Source organism: Curtobacterium sp. VKM Ac-2922, from assembly GCF_022815645.1.
Taxonomy (GTDB): domain Bacteria; phylum Actinomycetota; class Actinomycetes; order Actinomycetales; family Microbacteriaceae; genus Curtobacterium.
In genome coordinates, this window is record NZ_JALGRO010000011.1 from 140,292 (window position 1) to 157,268 (window position 16,977).

A 16,977-nucleotide genomic window follows, 5' to 3' on the forward strand; every position below is an offset into this window, starting at 1 on the left:
GTGACCACTCGGCAGAGGTGAGCGGGGTGTTGCGACCGGTCAGCGGGAGGGGACCGGCGGACCGATCGTCAGCAGGACGGCGAACACCAGGGCGACCAGGACCACGCCGATCAGCGCTGCGACGAACGGGTGCGCGACCACGACGAACAGCAGGCGATCGAGCGGTCCCGAGCGATGCCCGTCCGACGCCGACGCCGACGCCGACCGGCGCCAGGGCCCGTCGAGCATGCCGCGGCGGGCGACGCCGACCTCGAACGGCAGCGTCGTGTACGGCACGATCGCGCTCACCCACCCCAGCGCCGTCGCGCCGAACGACCACCGCTGGTTCACCGCCACCACCGTCGCGACGACCAGGTAGGCCAGGAACACGAACCCGTGCACGCTCCCGCCGATGCGCACGGGCAGATCACCCAGACCGAAGCCGTACTTCATGAGCATGCCGACCAGCAGCATCGTCCAGGTCACGAGTTCGGCCACGGCGAGGGCGCGGAACAGGGATCGAGGCGTCATGCCCTCCATGGTCCCGGAGGGCGGATGGGAATCCTCCGCGCCGGTGACACGCCGCAGGTCGTATCGATTCGACCGCACCCTCGGGTAGCGTCGGAGCCATGTCGATGACGACCAACACGACGACGGATCCGACCCGCACGCTCCGCGTCGGGGTGGTGGGGCTCGGGTTCGCCGGGACCACGCACCTCGATGCCTACACGGCCCTGCCCGAAGCCGAGGTGGTGGCACTGGCGGGGCAGGAGACGGCACGGCTGGCCGAGCTCGCCGAGACACGGCACGTGCCGGACACGTACCCGGACTGGCAGGACCTGGTCGCGCGCGACGACCTGGACGTCGTGTCGATCGGGGTCCCGAACGCCCTGCACCACCCCATCGCGGTCGCGGCGCTCGAGTCCGGCAAGCACGTGTTCTGCGAGAAGCCCCTCGCGACGACCGGGGACCAGGCGCAGGAGATGGTCGACGCCGCCGTCCGCAACGACCGCGTGCTCGAGGTCGCCTACAACCACCGCCGCCGTGCCGACGTGCAGTTCCTGGCGAACCACCTGCGGAACGACGGCGGCCCGAACCCGCTCGGCCACGTCTACCACGCCCGTGCGAGCTGGCTGCGTCGCGCCGGGATCCCGGGCATCACCAGCTGGTTCGCCAACAAGGAGACGGCCGGTGGCGGACCGCTCATCGACCTCGGGTCGCACGTGCTCGACATCGCCCTGCACCTGATGGGCGAGCCGCGCGTCGTGACCGCGAGCGCCGTCACCTACAACGAGCTCGGCAGCGCCGGCCGCGGTGGCAGCAACCGCGGCCCGGTGTCGGCTCCGACCGGCCGCCCGTTCGACGTCGAGGACTTCGCGAACGCCCTGCTGCGGTTCGAGGACGGGTCGAGCCTGCAGCTGCAGGCATCGTGGGCGAGCTACTCGAAGGACGCCGAGGACATCGAGGTCGAGCTGCTCGGGTCGACCGGCGGCGCGCGGTTGTACGTGCGCGACTACGCGACCGAGGGCACCGTGACGCTGTACTCGGACGAGCAGGGCATCCCGACGGTGACCCGTCCCGCGGTCGAGGTGCCGTCCGGGCACCACCAGCGTGTCATCGAGGAGTTCATCGCGACGATCCGCAGCGGCCTGCACGACGGCCACCACGGGGAGTTCGCACTGCACCGGAGCCGTGTCGTCGACGCGATCTACGCGTCAGCGGCTGCCGGGCACGAAGTGGAGGTGCAGGCATGACCAACATCGTCGTCTGGAACGAGAACGTGCACGAGAGCCGTGGCGACGCCGTCGTCCTGGGGCACTACCCGAACGGCATCCACACCGTGGTCGCCGACGCGCTGCGCCAGCACCACCCCGACGCCGACGTGACGACGGCCACGCTGCAGGACCCGGAGCACGGCCTGACCCAGGAACGCATCGACGCGACGGACGTGCTGTTCTGGTGGGGGCACGTCGCCCACGAGCAGGTCTCGGACGAGGTCGTGCAGCGCGTGGTCGATGCCGTGCACGCGGGCATGGGACTCGTGGTGCTGCACTCGGGGCACTACTCCAAGCCCTTCAAGCGGCTGATGGGCACCACGTGCTCACTCAAGTGGCGCAACGACGGGGAGCGGGAGCTGGTCTGGACGACCGCGCCCGAGCACCCGATCGCCCAGGGGGTCCCGCACCCGATCGTCATCGACCGTCAGGAGATGTACGGCGAGTACTTCGACATCCCCCGGCCCGACGAAGAGGTCTTCCTGTCGACGTTCGCCGGCGGCGAGGTCTTCCGGTCGGGCGTCGCCTACCGCCGCGGACGCGGACGGGTGTTCTACTTCTCGCCCGGCGACCAGGAGTACCCCGTCTACCACCACGCGGACATCCAGCGGGTGCTGGCCAACGCCGCTGGCTGGGCGGCGCCGACCACCCCGCGGCAGACGCTCACGGCAGACCCCCACCCTCGGGACTGGTTCCTGACGCCGGGTGCGGGTAGACAGGGCGCGTGACCACCACCACCACGGATCAGAGTCCCACCAGCAGGAGCGCTGCCGTCGAGGCCCTCGGCATCCTCGGCAGCGGTCCCGAGGAACGGTTCGACCGGATCACCCGGATGACGCAGCAGGCGTTCGGTGTGCCGTTGAGCTTCCTCAACCTCGTGCACCACGACGTCGTGACCGCGCAGTCGGCGCAGGGCTGGGAGCAGGGCGGCGACGTCCCGGCCGACCAGGTCTTCTGCTCGGTCACCGTGATGCAGGACGGCCCGGTCGTGGTGCCGGACGCGCGGCTCGACCCGCGCTTCCGGGACATGGCGGCGGTACGCGACCAGGGCATCCGCTTCTACGCCGGAGCACCGCTGGCGATGGCGGACGGCACCCAGGTCGGCACGCTCTGCATCATGGACGCCGAGCCGCGTGAGCTGTCGGCCGCGGACGTCGAGCTGCTGGCGGACCTGGCGCGGTGGGCCGAACGCGAACTCGGGCACGTGCTCGACCGGGATCGCGTGCGCAGGGTCCTGGCCAGCATGACGCCCGAACCGGTGTCGCTCCCCGGCCTCGACCTGCAGGTGGTCTCCTCGGCGCGCGAGACGTCGGGCGACGTCGCCGACTGGCGTACGGCCGCCGACGGGACCCTTCGGCTGACGGTCGGTTCCGTGTCGGCCGTCGGTCGTGCCGCTGCGCTGCTGGCGTCGACGATCCGGGCGGCCGTCGTGGCGCGCACCGACCTGGAGCTCGGGTCGGACGGTCCGGCGCTCGAGACCCAGATCGGCGACGACCTGACGGCGTCGAACGCGGTCGGGTCGCTGTTCCACGCCCGGGTCGAGCCCGACTCCGGCCGGCTGGTCTACGTGGATGCCGGCCACGGGCTGGCGCTGCACGTGCGCGCCGACGGCACGCGCGACGTCCTGGGGACCACCGACCTGCCGATCGGTCTGCAGCGGGGCACCGGGCGGACGCACGTCGCGCTGACCCTCGAGCCGGGCGACCGGCTCGTGGTCGTCACCCGCGGCACCTTCGCGCTGGACGGACTGCCCGACATCGACGCCGTGGCATCACTCGCGGTCGCCGCGGGCGCCGACCTGCCCGACCGGGTCCGTGCGCTCCTGCCCACCGCTCCGGACGACGACGTCACCGTCGTGGTGCTGACCCGCCGACCGGTCGGGTGAGCGCGACGACCAGCAGGGTACCGAGCAGGCCGAAGCCGCAGAGCTCGATGCCGAGTCCGGCGAGCTGCCAGTAGGCACTGCCGACGTGCTGGGGCTGGGTGATGACGTCCGGCCACCACGCGTCGATGAGCGAGAACGAGCCGGGGAACGGGTCGACGGCGAACCAGGCCAGTCCACCGAGCAGCATGAGCGCGCCGAGGGCGGCCATCGTGGTGCGCCGCCCGCGCAGCATCCGGACGACGAGCGCGGCGGCGACGGCGGCGAGCCCCACGACCGCCACGGCGAAGACGGTGACGAAGACCCCTTGCGGCACGAGCGTGAACCAGTCGAGCACCGCGATCGGCACCAGGAGCCACCGCCCCGTCCGTGCCCAGCGTGCCGGGGCCAGCCATCCGTCCATGCCGGAACGGTAGGGCACGAGTCCGGACAGGGGCTCGGAGTGGCCGTCAGGGACGCACCGAGCGCCGGACGAACCCGAGCAGGAACGGCACCACCGGGCCGCGCATCGACAGCCCCTGCGCCAGGATCCCCCGCACGCGCAGGACCCCTGCGCAGACCACCTGCCCGTCGACTCCCCCGGCGTCGAGCCAGCGAGCGCGCGCCTCCGGTTCGGTCGGCATCGTCGTCTCCGGGTCGAGCCGGACCACGACGGTGTGCAGCGTGGTGGTCGACGCCCAGGCCCGTCGGATGCCACCGCGCACGGTCTTCAGCCCCTCGACGACGTACCGGTGCGAGCCGTGCACGACGAGCAGTCGGTAGTGCATCCGACGTCCCTCGACCGCGGTGGTCAGGATGTCCGCCGACCCGCAGTCGACGGGCACCGGCACGGCGGCGATGCCCCGCACCGTCCCGGCGGTGAGCGTCGCCCACCAGCCGTCCGTCACGGGGTCGAGCCCGTGGACGACGACGTGCAGGTCGTCCAGGTCGAGGACGGCGGGTCGGGCGCCACCGGTCGTCGCGGCCGTCCGGACGATCCCGTCCCCGGCGCGCAGGCCTCGGGGCTGCACGGTCCAGGGCAGGCGGTCGACCGGGCCGACACGGCCGACCATGCGTTCGCGGAACCGGGTCATCGACATGCGTGTGGCTCCTGGTGCTGGTTGGTCGGACGGTGGAGCGCGCCGAGGACAAAGTCGACGAGCTGCGTCCGTGCTGCCGGGCCGACGGGCCACGACTCCAGGTCGAGCCCGTGTCGGGCCGGACTGCACCGCACGATCCGGACGGGTGCGCCGGCCCGGGGCGCCACGTCGTCGGCCCAGTGCGTCACCGCCGGCACGTCGACGTAGCGGTCGTCGTCCCCGAGTTCGACGAGCGTGGGCAGACCCGCCGGCAGCGGTGTGGCGATCGCGACACCGGCCTGGGCCAGCAGTCGGCCGGCGAACACGGGATCCAGGAACGGTGACGCGGGGTCGGGCGGACCGGCGACGGGGGCGTGCAGGTCGTGGGTCAGGGCGCGCAGGCGCGAGATCCCGTCGCCGCCGGGGAAGGTCAGCGGTGCGACCGCGGGCGACTCGAGTGCCAGGGCACGGACGGGGCGACCGAACGCGGCGCGCTCGTCGGGGTCCTGCGCGAACCGCGTCGCCAGCAGCCCCCCGAACGACCAGCCCGCCAGCACGAACGGCCGGTCCGGGTCCTGCTCGGTGGCGTGCACGACCCGTGCGGCCAGTGCGGCCAGGTCGTCGTCCGACCACCGGTCGATCGGTCCGGCGTCCGTCTCGCCGTGCGACGGCAGGTCGAACGACACCACGCGCAGCCCGGCCGCGGCCAGGTCGGTGAAGAGCGCCGCGTGGTTGTCGAGTCGGTCGGCGTGCCCGTGCAGGAACAACACGTCGGCCACCGGCTTGCCGCTGGGCTCGAGGACACCGACCCGGACCCGGTGGGCGCCGCCGCCCAGGTCCGGCACGTGCAGGGATCCGGTCTGGAGGCCCGGCACCGGTCCGTCCGTCGGATGCAGCCGGACGGGGCGCGGCTCGGGGCCCGCGGTCGCCTCGGCCCGCAGGGTCGCGTCGGTCCGGAGCGTCGACGCCACCGAGGGCACGACGCCGGCGACGAGTGCGAGCGCCGACGCCACCACGAGCGCGACACCGGCGGTGCTGCGGGCCGTCACCGCTGGCCTGTCGCCCGGTCGTGCCCCGCGGTCGCGAGGGCCAGGTGGCGTTCGACCAGTCGCTCGCTGATCCGCTCCGCCAGCGCGGCGATGGTCAGCGACGGGTTCGCGCCCGTGGACGTCGGACACAGCGCGCCGTCGACGACGTACAGCCCCTGGTGGACGTCGCCGGCGGGGTCGAAGACGCGACCGTCGGCGTCGCACACCCCGGCGCGGACGTCGTCGGCCATCACCGCGCCGCCGAGCGGGTGCACCGTGATGGGGGTCGCGGCCGGCACCCCACGCCGCAGCAGCGCGCGCCGGGGGTTGCCGACGAAGCGCGCCTCGGAGCCCTCCGAGAGCGCGCGCAGGTCGGCGAGCTGGTCGCGGTAGACGTCCTGCTCCCCCGCCGCGGCCCAGGTGATGCGGGCTGCGCCGCGTGGGTCGAGCCCGATGCGGCCCGCCGACGAGTCGGTCCCCATCGCGAGCCACACCTGGGAGTGCTCGAGGGCACCGCACCCCGGCGGGCAGCCGTTCGGCCGCAGGTCGCACCAGACCTTGGCGTCCGAGGACAGCGCGAACCGCAGCCCGAGCACGCGTCGGAGCGCCTCGGCGACGGGGTACGGCAGGGCGCCGTCCTGCACCAGGTGTCCGTCCGCGCCGTCGCGCAGGTCGAGTGCCGTGGTGATCGTCGGACCGACCGCGAGCTCGGGTGCCGACTGGTCGCGGGCACCCGTGCCCGTCCGGCGGCTCGTCGAGTTGTACGACACCGACAGGGAGTCCGCGTTGCCGGAGAACCGCTCGCCCAGTCGGTCGCTCAGGGGCAGGCCGGCGCGGGCACTCCGCAGCAGGATCGTGGTGGTGCCGACCGATCCCGCACCCAGCACCACGACGTCGGCGTGCAGCGTGAAGGGCCGTGTCGTCCGTCGTCGCCCCCGCACACCGTGCCGGATGCCGTGCAGCGTCCAGCGACGGCCACCCGGCGGACCTGGCTCGATGCGCAGCACCTCGGTGGCGGTGACCAGGCGGGCGCCGGCGCGCTTCGCCATCGGCAGGTAGCTCGCCCACATCGTGGTCTTGGCGCCGACGTTGCAGCCCGTGACGCAGTTCCCGCACGCGGTGCAGGGTGCCTGGTGGACGCCGGCCGCGTTCGGACCGGGTGCACCGGTGATCTTGACCGCCAGGGGCAGCCGGCGTGGTGTCCGGCCGTGCAACCGACCGAGCCGGTCCAGCGGCGCCGCCTTGTCGCTCGGGCCGGTGAACTGCTCGGGCCGCAGGACGGCGCGCACCCGGTCGGCGTACGGGCGCAGGACGTCGGCGTCGATGGAGGTGGGCCACACCGTGTCGAAGACCTCGGGACGGGCCTCGAGCAGCACGTTCGCGTAGACGAGGGACCCGCCGCCCAGGCCGTTGGCGGTGAGGCGGTCGACGTCGGTGCCGAGCTGCAGGTCGAACAGGCCGAGCGGGTTCGACCGGGTACGCAGGGCCTGCCGCATCGAGGTGATGTCCGTCGGGAAGTCGCCCGGGACCCACTCGCGGCCGCGCTCGAGCACGACGACGTCGTTGCCGGCCGCTGCTGCGAGCCGTGCGGCGGCGACGGACGCGCCGAAGCCCGACCCGATCACGGCGATGCCGCAGGACTCGGGCAGCTCGTCGGTCGCGAGTCGCTGTGGATCGGTCATCGTTCTGCTCCTCGGGGTCGTGCGGCATCGGCGAGGATGCGGTCGGCGGCGCGTTCGGACGTCGCGAAGACGGTCATCAGGGGGAACAGGGCCGGGATGGCCGGGAACGACGAGGCGTCGACGACCCGCAGCCCGTCGGTGCCGCGGACCCGGAAGTCGCTGTCGAGCACGGCCATCGGGTCGTCGTCGTGCCCCATGCGCGCCGTGCAGCTGGCGTGGTGGCCCCAGGCGTCCCGGCGGATGACGCGGTCGAGTGCGTCGTCGTGCAGCCCTGCGCCGGGGTAGCGCTCGCGGTCGGTCGCGGCGTCCCCGAACCGCAGCCGGTGCGCCGTGGCGTTGATGCGGCGCGCTTCCTCGAGGCCCTGTCTGACGGCCCGCAGGTCCTGGCGGACGCCCGCCGAGTCGCCGCCGTCGTCGAAGTACCGGAAGTTGATGTCCGGCGGCTCGGTCGGGTCGGCGCTCCGGAGCCGCACGGTGCCGTCCATGCTCTGCTGGTACCCGCGGATGACCGCCCAGGTGAAGTGGTCGCCGCCGCGCAGGCCGTCGGCAGCGAAGCCCGGTCGGTAGCCGGTGAAGTCCGTCGGGGCGCCGAACACGAACAGCTCGGGGTGTTCGCTGCCGTCCGTGACACGGCGCTTGATGCCCACCAGGATGCCGTTCGAGCGGTACAGCGCGTTCGGGTCGTCCGCGCGCCACTGCCGCATGCCCGGGTCGTCCGGTTGGCCGTAGGTCTTGCCCGCGAGCACCGAGAACGGACGGTCGTACTCGGTGACGACGGTCATCTCGTACCGGTCCTGCAGGTTCGACCCCACACCGGGCGCGTCGACGACCACGGGGACGCCGTTCGCGCGCAGGTGCTCCGCCGGGCCGACGCCGGACAGCATGAGCAGCTGCGGGGTGTTGAACGCGCCGGCGGCGACGATGACCTCGTGCCGCGCGGTCACCCGGCGGCGCGCGCGGTGCCGCTCGTCCGGGGACAGGCGCTGCCGGAGCGGACTCGCCCCGTACTGGTACGGCGCGACGACGACGTCGAGCCCGGTCGCGCGGGGTGTGCCGCCGGATCGGTCGAAGACGATGCGTTCGACGAGTGCATCGGACTGGATCGCCAGCCGTCCGTCGAGCGCGGGCGCGGCTTCGAGCAGGCGTTCGCGGGTGCCGTAGCGCTTGCCGTCGCGCGTGGACTGCGGGACCAGGAACGTGCCCTCGCGGTAGGCCTCGATCCCGCGCTCGTCGTTCGGGTCCAGCAGCGTGCCGCCGACGGTGCCGCGGTCGACGTCGACGTCAGAGGCCGGCGGGGCGAGGTGGCCGGTCTCGACGAGCGCCGCGGAGACGATGCGGGCGAGCGTCGGGTCCTCGGACAGGATCGCCGCGGGCGACGTCTCGATCGGCAGCCACTCGCGCACGCGCTGCTGGTACTCGGCCATCACGGCGGCGTTCCAGCTCGGGTCACGGGTGATCCGCCCGATGCGGTCCCAGTCGTCCGCCTCGGGCGCGAGCATGAGCAGCGCATGGTGCGCGGTGCACCCGCCGAGTGTCGATGCCCGCGGGTAGAGCACGCCGTCGCGCTCCGGGACGAAGGCGGTGCCGTGCGCGTGGGCGTCGGTGTAGTGGCGCACCCAGAAGTCCCAGCTCATCTCCGGGTCGCTCGAGGCGAACAGGTGGAACGCCGGGACCGCGTACACGTCGGGGTCCGTGGTCGCCGGCCCCGCGTCGAGGACCAGCACGGTGTGACCGGCTTCGGCCAGGCGGACCGCGAGCGGCACCCCGCCGGCTCCGGCGCCGACGACGACGTAGTCGTACTCGTCCGTGTGGTGCAGGGCATCCGTGTCGACGGTCGGTCGGCGGGGTCCCTCGGTCGGGTCGGGGGTCGGGCCGGGGCGGGTGGCGAGCCCCGCGCCGGCCGCGGTGGCGGCCGCGGCGACGCCGAGCCCACCGGCGAGGAAACCGCGGCGTGTGGACCCGGCGCCGGACCCGGGCGTCGACGGGGTCATCGCGCGGGCCGCATCTGCGCGACGACCACGACGAGTCCGACCACGACGAGCACGCCGGCGGCCCACGGCACGGGCAGTGCGACGAGGGACGCCCACACGACCGGCAGCAGGAGCGCGGCGACCGTCAGCACGGCCCGGCGCCGTGCCGATCCGGAACGGACGAGCGCGACCACGACGACGACCAGCAGCCCGGCCAGCCCGGTCGTCGTCGCGGCGACCGTGCCGGACCAGATCGCCGCGACGAGCTCGGCGAGCTGCACCGCCGCCAGCACCAGGACCGTGACCGTGCCCGCGCGCACCGGGCGGACGGCGACGACCGCGCCCGAGGCCAGCACGGCGGTGACGGCGAGCAGGACCGCGGCCCACGGGTCGACGGGGTCGAGCAGCGTCGCCACCGCGGGTACGGCACCCGCGACGACCTGCGCGGCGAGGACCGTGATCGCGGTGGCACGTGCGGTCGACCACAGCGTCGACACCGGGCGGGCGCGACCGATGACGCCCGTCCACGTCATCGCGACCGCGACCGCACCGGTCAGCACGGCGACGTCGGCACCGTCGACCCCCGGGCCGGTGTGGGTGAGCGGGTGTACGAGCAGGGCGACCGCGATCGGCAGCGACACCGTGGTGGCGACCACGACCGTCCGGCTGGTGCCGACCACCCGGGTCCACCACGGACCGGCGAACGCGACGACCAGGGTCGCGACGGGCAGGATGCCGTACACGTGTGCCAGGGCGCCCCAGGCCACGGCGAGGACCTGGACCACCGCGAAGTGCACGGGCGACCGGAACCACAGCGCGATCGCCGCGTTCAGCGCGATGACCACCAGGACGACGGCGACCAGCGCGCCACCCACCCCGGCGAGGTTGACCAGTCCCCCGACCGCCAGGGAGCCGGCGACTCCGGCCCAGGCGGCCCACGCCCGCGCCGCCGGGGATGCCGCAGCCCCGGCAGCGCGTCGGCCGAGGGCGGAGAACACGCCGGTCAGCGCCGTGAGGACGACGGGCAGGACCCAGCCGGCGAGGAACGGCAGCAGGGCGGCGACGGCGAGCACGACGCCGGCGGCGGTCACGAGGGTGCCGATGGTGAGGACGGCGAAGCGGGAGCGCTCGTCCGGCGAGGTCCGCGGTCGCGGTGCTGCTGCGTCCGGCGCGTGGTCCGGGAGGATGTCGGCGATCTGCATGTGGCTCCTGTCCACATGCAGCATACGGTATTTCAGGTGTGGGTCCTGTGAGGACGTGGATCCCCCCATGGCATCCACGTCCGCCGACCCTGTGAAAATAGCAAGAAGTGCTCATCATCGGCGCACCCCAGTTCGCGGGGAGCGCTCGGCTACCCTGACCCGGTGCCCACGCCCGCCGCCGAGTTCACCGTCGACGTCGCCCTGGTCCGTTCGCTCCTGGCCGACCAGCACCCCGACCTGGCCGACCTGCCGCTCGAGCTCGTCGCGAACGGCTGGGACAACGTGATCGTGCGCCTCGGGCCGGCCCTGGCGGTCCGACTCCCCCGCCGTGCCGTCGCGGCCGAGCTCGTCGCGCACGAGCAGCGCTGGCTGCCGCTGCTGGCCCGGCAGGTCGCCGCCGTCGTGCCCGTGCCGGCCCCGGTCCGCACCGGTCGACCGGCGCTCGGGTACCCGTGGTCGTGGAGCATCGTGCCGTGGTTGGCCGGGGTCCCCGCCGGCGAACGTGTCGGTGGCGTGGGCGTGGCCCGGGCGCTCGCTGACTTCGTCCGGCTGCTGCACGTCCCGGCGCCGTCGGACGCACCGGTGAACCCGGTCCGTGCGGTCCCGCTCGCGACCCGGACCGACGCCGTGCTGGACCGCCTGGCGACTTCCGGGGTGCCCCGTGCCGTGGAACTGGCCGCGCTCTGGCGGGCCGCAGCCGACGCGCCGACGCACGCCGGGCCTCCCGTCTGGGTGCACGGCGACCTGCACCCCTTCAACTTGCTGGTCGAGCCGGGTGCGGACGGCGACCGGCTGTCGGCCGTGATCGACTTCGGGGACGTGACGGCCGGGGACCCGGCCGTCGACCTGGCGACCGCCTGGCTGACGCTCGACCACCGGGCCCGGGTCGCGTTCCTGGGGGCCGTCGCCGTCGACGACGCCACGACACTGCGCGCACGGGGATGGGCCGTGTCCATCGGATCGGCCCTGTGGACGAGCGACGACAGCGCGTTCCGGACCGTCGGCGCACGCGGTCTGCGGGCGGCTCTCGACGGGTGACGCGAACGGGGTTATCGTCACTCCACACCATCCGTGCACGTGAAGATCGGAGGGGCCTGATGACCCTCGAGTTCCGCGTCCAGCACGACGTCGACACCGACGCCGCTCCCACCCCGTCCCCGTCCACCCGCACCGGAGTGCGCGGCCTGCTCGACCGCATCGCAGCGCGTCGTGCCGCCGCCCGGGTCCGTCGCCTCGAAGCCGAGATGCTCGAGCTCGCCGACCTGGAACGGCTGCTCTCCGGTGCCCGCGGTGTCATCGAGCGGGGGTGGATCCAGCACGCGTGGTTCGCCTACGTCGACGAGAAGGGGCGGACGCGCAAGGCGTCGAGCGCCGCAGCGATGGACGTCGCCGGCCGCCCGCTGGTCGGCGCCTGCCTGGTCGGCGCGGTCGTCTACGCGGCGGGTGGGCCGCACGCGGTGCACTCGCAGCCCGTGCAGCGTGCACTCGACGTCGTCTGGCACGCACTCGCGGTGGAAGAGGGCACGCCCGTGCTCTGGTGCCCCGCGCCCGAGATCCGGATGGGTCGGGTCCGCGACCTGACGAGTTGGAACGACGCTCCCACCCGGACGTCGAGCGACGTCGCGGGGCTGCTGTTGACCGCGGAGCGCGTCGCGGTCGCCGAGTCCGAGCGCATCCGGGCGCGGACGGTGGCACCATCGGGGGCATGAGCCCAGCAGAGTCCGCACTTCCCGACGACGTGCCGTCCGTCCGGTCCGCCGTTCCGTCGGGCAGCCTGGCCGGTGTCGGCAACGCCCTGCTGACCGACGAGGGTGCCGGTGCGCTCGCCGATGCCGCGGCGGTGAAGGCCACCCTGCTCCGGTACCTGCAGAAGCACCGGGCAGCGCTGGTCGGCAAGCTCGACGGACTCGCCGAGCGCCAGGCACGGTGGCCGGTCACGCCCACGGGGACGAACGTCCTCGGTGTGGTCAAGCACGTGGCGTCGGTGCAGGTCGAGTACTTCGGGGCCGTGTTCGGTCGTCCGTTCCCGGACCTGCCGCCCTGGATGCGCGAGGGTGCCGACGACGACGCCGACATGTACGCGACCCTCGACGAGACCGTCGCGGACGTCGTCGCATTCCACCACGCCAGCGCCGCCCACGCCGACGCGACCATCGCCGCGCTCGACCTCGACGCCCGCGGGGTCGTGCCGTGGTGGCCGGAGGAGCACCGCGAGGTGACCCTGCACCGGGTCCTGGTGCACATGGCCTACGAGACCGCACGGCACGCGGGGCACGCCGACATCGTGCGCGAGATGCTCGACGGGCTGGCCGGTGACGGCGACGGCAACCTGGCGGACAGGTCGGCGGCCGAGTGGCAGGAGTGGCGCGAGCACCTGGTCGACATCGCCGAACGGGCGGGGCTCCGGAGCGCGGGGCTGTAGCGCGTGAGCCTGGGGGATCGTTACCGTTCTCCCAGGGTTGTCCGGCGCAACACCATCTGATCAGGGGTTCCTGAATTCAGCAAGTGGGCTCGTCGGACTCCGGATGACCTTTGCGGTTGTACAACTACCGCATGCAATGGCTACCTTTGGCCGCGATTGTGCCCCGTTCCGCGGGCAGAACTGCCGACCCGGAAGGAGCCCGTCCCGGTGTTCCAGTACGTCGTTGAGCGATGGAGCCAGATCTGGTTCGCATCGTGGCAGCACTTCTCACTGGTCGTCCAGTGCACGGTGCTCGCCACCGTCATCGCTGTGGTGCTCGCAGCACTCGTCTACCGCAGCCCACGGTTCCGCTCCGTCGCGAACGAGGTGTCGACCATCGGGTTGACCCTGCCGTCGTTCGCCGTGATCGGTCTGCTGCTCGTCCCCCTCGGGTTCGGCGTCGTGCCGTCCGTCGTGACGATCACCTTCTTCGCCGCCCTGCCGATCCTGCGCAACGCGGTCGTCGGGCTGAGCGAGATCTCCCCCGCCGTCGTCGAGTCGGCGCGCGGCATCGGCATGGGGCGCTTCCGCACGCTCGTGCAGATCGAGCTGCCGATGGCCTGGCCGATCATCCTGACCGGTGTGCGGGTGTCCGCGCAGATGGTCATGGGTGTCGCCGCGGTCGCCGCGTACGCACTCGGCCCGGGGCTCGGTGGCTTCATCTTCTCCGGCCTGTCGCGACTCGGCGGCGCCAACGCGCTCAACTCCGTCGTGGTGGGTGTGGTCGGTGTCATCCTGCTCGCCCTCGTCCTCGACCTGCTCCTCCTCGGCCTCGGCCGTCTGACCACCTCGCGAGGTATCCGTGTCCAGCACTGACGCAACCCTGTCCCACACCGACGGCCACACCGCAGACGGCGACGTCACCGGCCGCAGCATCCTGCTCGACACCGTCACCAAGCGGTACGCCGGGCAGTCCAAGCCCGCGGTCGACGGCATCACGCTCGAGATCCCGGCGGGCAAGATCGTCATGCTCGTCGGCCCCTCGGGCTGCGGCAAGACCACCACGCTCAAGATGATCAACCGCCTGATCGAGCCCACCGAGGGTCGCATCGTGGTGGGCGACGACGACGTGACCGCCATCGACGGCGACGAACTGCGCCGGCGCATGGGCTACGTGATCCAGGCCGGCGGGCTGTTCCCGCACATGACCGTCGCGGCGAACATCGCGATCGTCCCGAAGATGCTCGGCTGGAGCAAGGACAGGATCGCCGCCCGCGTCGACGAGCTGCTCGACCTGGTGTCGCTCGACCCGGACACCTACCGCGACCGGTTCCCCCGTGAACTCTCCGGTGGACAGCAGCAGCGCGTCGGCGTGGCCCGCGCACTCGCCGCCGACCCGCCCGTCCTGCTGATGGACGAGCCGTTCGGCGCCGTCGACCCGATCACCCGCCAGCGCCTGCAGGACGAGCTGCTGCGCATCCAGGAGGAGCTGCACAAGACGATCGTCATCGTCACGCACGACTTCGACGAGGCCGTGAAGCTCGGCGACTGGATCGTGATCTTCTCCGAGGGCGCGCACATCGTGCAGTACGACACCCCGGAGCGCATCCTGGCCGAGCCCGCGAACGAGTTCGTCGAGAACTTCATCGGCTCGGGCGCCGGCCTGAAGCAGCTCACGCTGAACCGGGTGCGCGACGTCGAGGTCGTCGACGCCGTCACCTGCTCGCCCGGCGAAGACGTGCAGGCCGTCCTGCAGCGCATGCGCGAGGCCGGCGGACACGGGCACGCCGTGGTCGTCGACCGTCGTCAGCGTCCGATCGGGTGGCCGTCGCGTCGCCAGCTCGAGCGCCTGGAGCGCATCCCCGAGGGCATCGAGCCGAACCTGCCCGTGGTGGGCGAGGCCGCGACCCTGAACGACGCGCTCGACACCATGCTCGTCTCGAGCGCCGGTGCGGCCCTGGTCACCGGGCGCCGCGACGCGTTCCGCGGGGTCATCACCGTCGAGACCGTGATGGACGCCATCACCCGCTCGCGCGCCGCCGCGGCCGAGGAGCAGGCGTACACACCGGTCGGCACGAACACCAACCCGATCGAGACGATGCCCGCCGCACGCCCGACCGAGGCGGAGGTCGTCGATGACTGACGTCCTGACCGACCCCGCCGTCACCACCACGAAGCGTTCCGGCCGCAGTGGCTCGTGGAAGCCGCTCGTCATCCAGCCCGTCGCGATCCTGGTCGTGCTCGGTGCGTTCGCCGTCTGGCTGAACACCGCTGACCTGACCGCCACGGAACGGTCGACCCTCAACCCCGCCGACCTGGTGGCACTGACGTGGCAGCACGTGCTGCTGACGATCGTGTCGACGGTCATCGTGCTCGTGATCGCCATCCCGCTCGGCATCGTGCTCACCCGCGGGCCGCTCCGGCGCGCCAGCGGCTTCATCCTGGCCGTCGCGAACTTCGGGCAGGCGGCACCCGCCATCGGCCTGGTCGTCCTGCTGGCGTTCTGGCTCGGGTTCTCGTTCTGGGCCGCCGTCGTGGCACTCGTCCTGTACGCGATCCTGCCGGTGCTGCGCAACACGATCATCGGCATCGAGAGCGTCGACGCCCGTCTCGTCGAGGCCGGCCGGGGCATGGGCATGAGCGCGTTCGCCGTGCTGGTGAAGGTCGAACTGCCGCTCGCCGTGCCCGTCATGCTCGCGGGCATCCGCACCGCCCTGGTGCTGCTGGTCGGCTCGGCCGCCCTGGCGACGTTCATCGGTGCCGGTGGTCTCGGGCTGCTCATCACCACGGGCGTGAACCTGTTCCTGCCCAAGGTGCTGGTGTCCGGGGCGCTCCTGATCGCCCTGCTGGCACTGTCCATCGACTGGATCGGCCGCATCGTCGAGACCGTCGCCCGACCGAAGGGACTCCGATGAACCGCGCCCGCACCCGCCGTATCGCCGCGACCCTGGTCGCCGCTGCCGCCGCACTCGCCCTGACCGGTTGCGGCCTGCAGCCGGCCGCCTCGTTCGTCCCCGCAGCCGGGCCGGGCTCCATCAAGCGCATCGACGACCTGCCCGCCGGCGCGCACATCACGGTCACGTCGAAGAACTTCACCGAGCAGCTCGTGCTCGGCAAGATCGGCGTGCTCGCCGCGAAGGCCGCCGGGTTCGACGTCACCGACGAGACGAACGTGCCTGGCAGCGTCGCCGTCCGCCAGCTCATGACCGGACACGACGCCGACATGACCTACGAGTACACGGGCACCGCCTGGCTGACCTACATGGGCCACAAGGAAGGAATCCCGGACAAGACCGAGCAGTGGCAGGCGGTCCGCAAGGAGGACGCCCGCAACGGTCTGACCTGGCTCGACCCGGCGCCGATGAACAACACGTACGCGTTCGCGGTGCGCAAGGAGGCGGTCAAGGAGCTCGGCGGCATCACCAAGCTGTCGCAGATCACCGACCTGCCGAAGGACCAGCGCACGTTCTGCGTGGAGTCCGAGTTCAACTCGCGGGCCGACGGCTTCAAGCCGATGCTGGCGAAGTACGGGCTCGAGCTCGGGGGATCCGGCGACAACGGCATCCCGAAGGGGAACGTCGACATCCTGGACACCGGCACGGTGTACACGGCGACCGACCGCGGCACGTGCAACTTCGGTGAGGTCTTCACCACCGACGGCCGGATCAAGTCGCTCGGGCTGCAGGTGCTGCAGGACGACAAGGGGTTCTTCCCCGCCTACAACGTCGCCCCGGTGCTCGACAGCGCGACGTTGCAGAAGTACCCGCAGCTCGAGGGCATCTACGACCAGATCTCCCCGAAGCTCACCGACCCCGTCCTGCAGGAGCTGAACCGGCAGGTGGACGTCGAGGGGCGCGAGCCCGCCGACGTCGCCTTCGACTGGATGGTCAAGGAGGGCTTCATCACGAAGGCCTGACGGGTCCGGACGCGACCAGCAGACGGACGGGAGGCGCGGGGCCCCCTGGCCCCGCGCCCCCCGGTGCGGCGGGCGGGGCGGCGG

Annotated in this window: 17 protein-coding genes; 10 read left to right on the plus strand and 7 right to left on the minus strand. The window is 72.7% G+C overall.

The window, feature by feature from the left end; translation table 11 throughout:
- Positions 1–39: 39 nt before the first annotated feature.
- On the minus strand, positions 40–510 hold the full coding sequence (locus MT346_RS13895) for a DUF3817 domain-containing protein (RefSeq protein ID WP_243563672.1): 471 nt from the start codon (positions 508–510) through the stop codon (positions 40–42).
- 98 nt (positions 511–608) lie between these two features.
- Here MT346_RS13895 and MT346_RS13900 point away from each other — a divergent pair, with 98 nt between their 5' ends.
- From MT346_RS13900 to MT346_RS18455, 3 genes are read left to right on the plus strand one after another with little or no spacing between them, the layout of a single operon-like run.
- The gene (locus tag MT346_RS13900) at positions 609–1,733 is read left to right on the plus strand and encodes a Gfo/Idh/MocA family protein (RefSeq protein WP_243563673.1); all 1,125 of its coding nucleotides are present in this window, start codon (positions 609–611) and stop codon (positions 1,731–1,733) included.
- The gene (locus MT346_RS13905; protein ID WP_243563674.1) at positions 1,730–2,482 is read left to right on the plus strand and encodes a ThuA domain-containing protein; all 753 of its coding nucleotides are present in this window, start codon (positions 1,730–1,732) and stop codon (positions 2,480–2,482) included. Before MT346_RS13900 ends, MT346_RS13905 begins: the two co-directional genes overlap by 4 nt.
- Positions 2,479–3,639, plus strand: a complete 1,161-nt coding sequence (locus MT346_RS18455; RefSeq protein ID WP_243563675.1) for a PP2C family protein-serine/threonine phosphatase — start codon at positions 2,479–2,481, stop codon at positions 3,637–3,639. Before MT346_RS13905 ends, MT346_RS18455 begins: the two co-directional genes overlap by 4 nt.
- Here the strand turns inward: MT346_RS18455 and MT346_RS13915 are convergent.
- From MT346_RS13915 to MT346_RS13940, 6 genes are read right to left on the minus strand one after another with little or no spacing between them, the layout of a single operon-like run.
- On the minus strand, positions 3,602–4,039 hold the full coding sequence (locus MT346_RS13915; protein WP_243563676.1) for a hypothetical protein: 438 nt from the start codon (positions 4,037–4,039) through the stop codon (positions 3,602–3,604). The genes MT346_RS18455 and MT346_RS13915 overlap by 38 nt on opposite strands.
- A gap of 46 nt (positions 4,040–4,085) precedes the next feature.
- Positions 4,086–4,715, minus strand: a complete 630-nt coding sequence (locus MT346_RS13920) for a hypothetical protein (protein WP_243563677.1) — start codon at positions 4,713–4,715, stop codon at positions 4,086–4,088.
- Positions 4,706–5,743, minus strand: a complete 1,038-nt coding sequence (locus MT346_RS13925; protein WP_243563678.1) for an alpha/beta hydrolase — start codon at positions 5,741–5,743, stop codon at positions 4,706–4,708. The genes MT346_RS13920 and MT346_RS13925 overlap by 10 nt, the downstream gene beginning before the upstream one ends.
- Positions 5,740–7,404, minus strand: a complete 1,665-nt coding sequence (locus MT346_RS13930; RefSeq protein ID WP_243563679.1) for a GMC oxidoreductase — start codon at positions 7,402–7,404, stop codon at positions 5,740–5,742. The genes MT346_RS13925 and MT346_RS13930 overlap by 4 nt, the downstream gene beginning before the upstream one ends.
- Positions 7,401–9,395 (minus strand): GMC family oxidoreductase, encoded by a 1,995-nt coding sequence (locus MT346_RS13935; RefSeq protein WP_243563680.1) that lies wholly within the window; start codon positions 9,393–9,395, stop codon positions 7,401–7,403. The genes MT346_RS13930 and MT346_RS13935 overlap by 4 nt, the downstream gene beginning before the upstream one ends.
- On the minus strand, positions 9,392–10,576 hold the full coding sequence (locus MT346_RS13940; RefSeq protein WP_243563682.1) for a hypothetical protein: 1,185 nt from the start codon (positions 10,574–10,576) through the stop codon (positions 9,392–9,394). The genes MT346_RS13935 and MT346_RS13940 overlap by 4 nt, the downstream gene beginning before the upstream one ends.
- 162 nt (positions 10,577–10,738) lie before the next feature.
- Here MT346_RS13940 and MT346_RS13945 point away from each other — a divergent pair, with 162 nt between their 5' ends.
- The 7 genes from MT346_RS13945 (at position 10,739) to MT346_RS13975 (ending at position 16,893) form a co-directional block, all read left to right on the plus strand.
- Complete coding sequence (locus MT346_RS13945) at positions 10,739–11,614, plus strand: aminoglycoside phosphotransferase family protein (protein ID WP_243563683.1); 876 nt, start codon at positions 10,739–10,741, stop codon at positions 11,612–11,614.
- A 59-nt stretch (positions 11,615–11,673) separates the two neighbouring features.
- A complete protein-coding gene (locus MT346_RS13950) occupies positions 11,674–12,285 on the plus strand; it encodes a hypothetical protein (RefSeq protein ID WP_243563684.1) in 612 nt (203 codons plus the stop codon).
- Positions 12,282–12,998, plus strand: coding sequence for a DinB family protein (locus tag MT346_RS13955; RefSeq protein ID WP_243563685.1), 717 nt, complete (start codon positions 12,282–12,284; stop codon positions 12,996–12,998). Before MT346_RS13950 ends, MT346_RS13955 begins: the two co-directional genes overlap by 4 nt.
- Positions 12,999–13,205: 207 nt before the next feature.
- A complete protein-coding gene (locus MT346_RS13960) occupies positions 13,206–13,853 on the plus strand; it encodes an ABC transporter permease (protein ID WP_243563686.1) in 648 nt (215 codons plus the stop codon).
- On the plus strand, positions 13,840–15,120 hold the full coding sequence (locus MT346_RS13965; protein ID WP_243563687.1) for an ABC transporter ATP-binding protein: 1,281 nt from the start codon (positions 13,840–13,842) through the stop codon (positions 15,118–15,120). Before MT346_RS13960 ends, MT346_RS13965 begins: the two co-directional genes overlap by 14 nt.
- Positions 15,113–15,892: an ABC transporter permease gene (locus MT346_RS13970; protein ID WP_243563688.1), complete on the plus strand. Its 780-nt coding sequence runs from the start codon at positions 15,113–15,115 to the stop codon at positions 15,890–15,892. The genes MT346_RS13965 and MT346_RS13970 overlap by 8 nt, the downstream gene beginning before the upstream one ends.
- Complete coding sequence (locus MT346_RS13975; protein WP_243563689.1) at positions 15,889–16,893, plus strand: glycine betaine ABC transporter substrate-binding protein; 1,005 nt, start codon at positions 15,889–15,891, stop codon at positions 16,891–16,893. The genes MT346_RS13970 and MT346_RS13975 overlap by 4 nt, the downstream gene beginning before the upstream one ends.
- Positions 16,894–16,977: the final 84 nt, after the last annotated feature.

Excerpts from the sequence above, each read along its gene's own strand:
- MT346_RS13905 (WP_243563674.1), top strand. The coding sequence starts at position 1,730 with ATGACCAACATCGTCGTCTGGAACGAGAACGTGCACGAGAGCCGTGGC.
- MT346_RS13895 (WP_243563672.1), bottom strand. The coding sequence starts at position 510 with ATGACGCCTCGATCCCTGTTCCGCGCCCTCGCCGTGGCCGAACTCGTG.
- MT346_RS13915 (WP_243563676.1), bottom strand. The coding sequence starts at position 4,039 with ATGGACGGATGGCTGGCCCCGGCACGCTGGGCACGGACGGGGCGGTGG.
- MT346_RS13955 (WP_243563685.1), top strand. The coding sequence starts at position 12,282 with ATGAGCCCAGCAGAGTCCGCACTTCCCGACGACGTGCCGTCCGTCCGG.
- MT346_RS13950 (WP_243563684.1), top strand. The coding sequence starts at position 11,674 with ATGACCCTCGAGTTCCGCGTCCAGCACGACGTCGACACCGACGCCGCT.
- MT346_RS13900 (WP_243563673.1), top strand. The coding sequence starts at position 609 with ATGTCGATGACGACCAACACGACGACGGATCCGACCCGCACGCTCCGC.
- MT346_RS13935 (WP_243563680.1), bottom strand. The coding sequence starts at position 9,395 with ATGACCCCGTCGACGCCCGGGTCCGGCGCCGGGTCCACACGCCGCGGT.
- MT346_RS13970 (WP_243563688.1), top strand. The coding sequence starts at position 15,113 with ATGACTGACGTCCTGACCGACCCCGCCGTCACCACCACGAAGCGTTCC.
- MT346_RS13920 (WP_243563677.1), bottom strand. The coding sequence starts at position 4,715 with ATGTCGATGACCCGGTTCCGCGAACGCATGGTCGGCCGTGTCGGCCCG.
- MT346_RS13975 (WP_243563689.1), top strand. The coding sequence starts at position 15,889 with ATGAACCGCGCCCGCACCCGCCGTATCGCCGCGACCCTGGTCGCCGCT.
- MT346_RS13930 (WP_243563679.1), bottom strand. The coding sequence starts at position 7,404 with ATGACCGATCCACAGCGACTCGCGACCGACGAGCTGCCCGAGTCCTGC.
- MT346_RS13940 (WP_243563682.1), bottom strand. The coding sequence starts at position 10,576 with ATGCAGATCGCCGACATCCTCCCGGACCACGCGCCGGACGCAGCAGCA.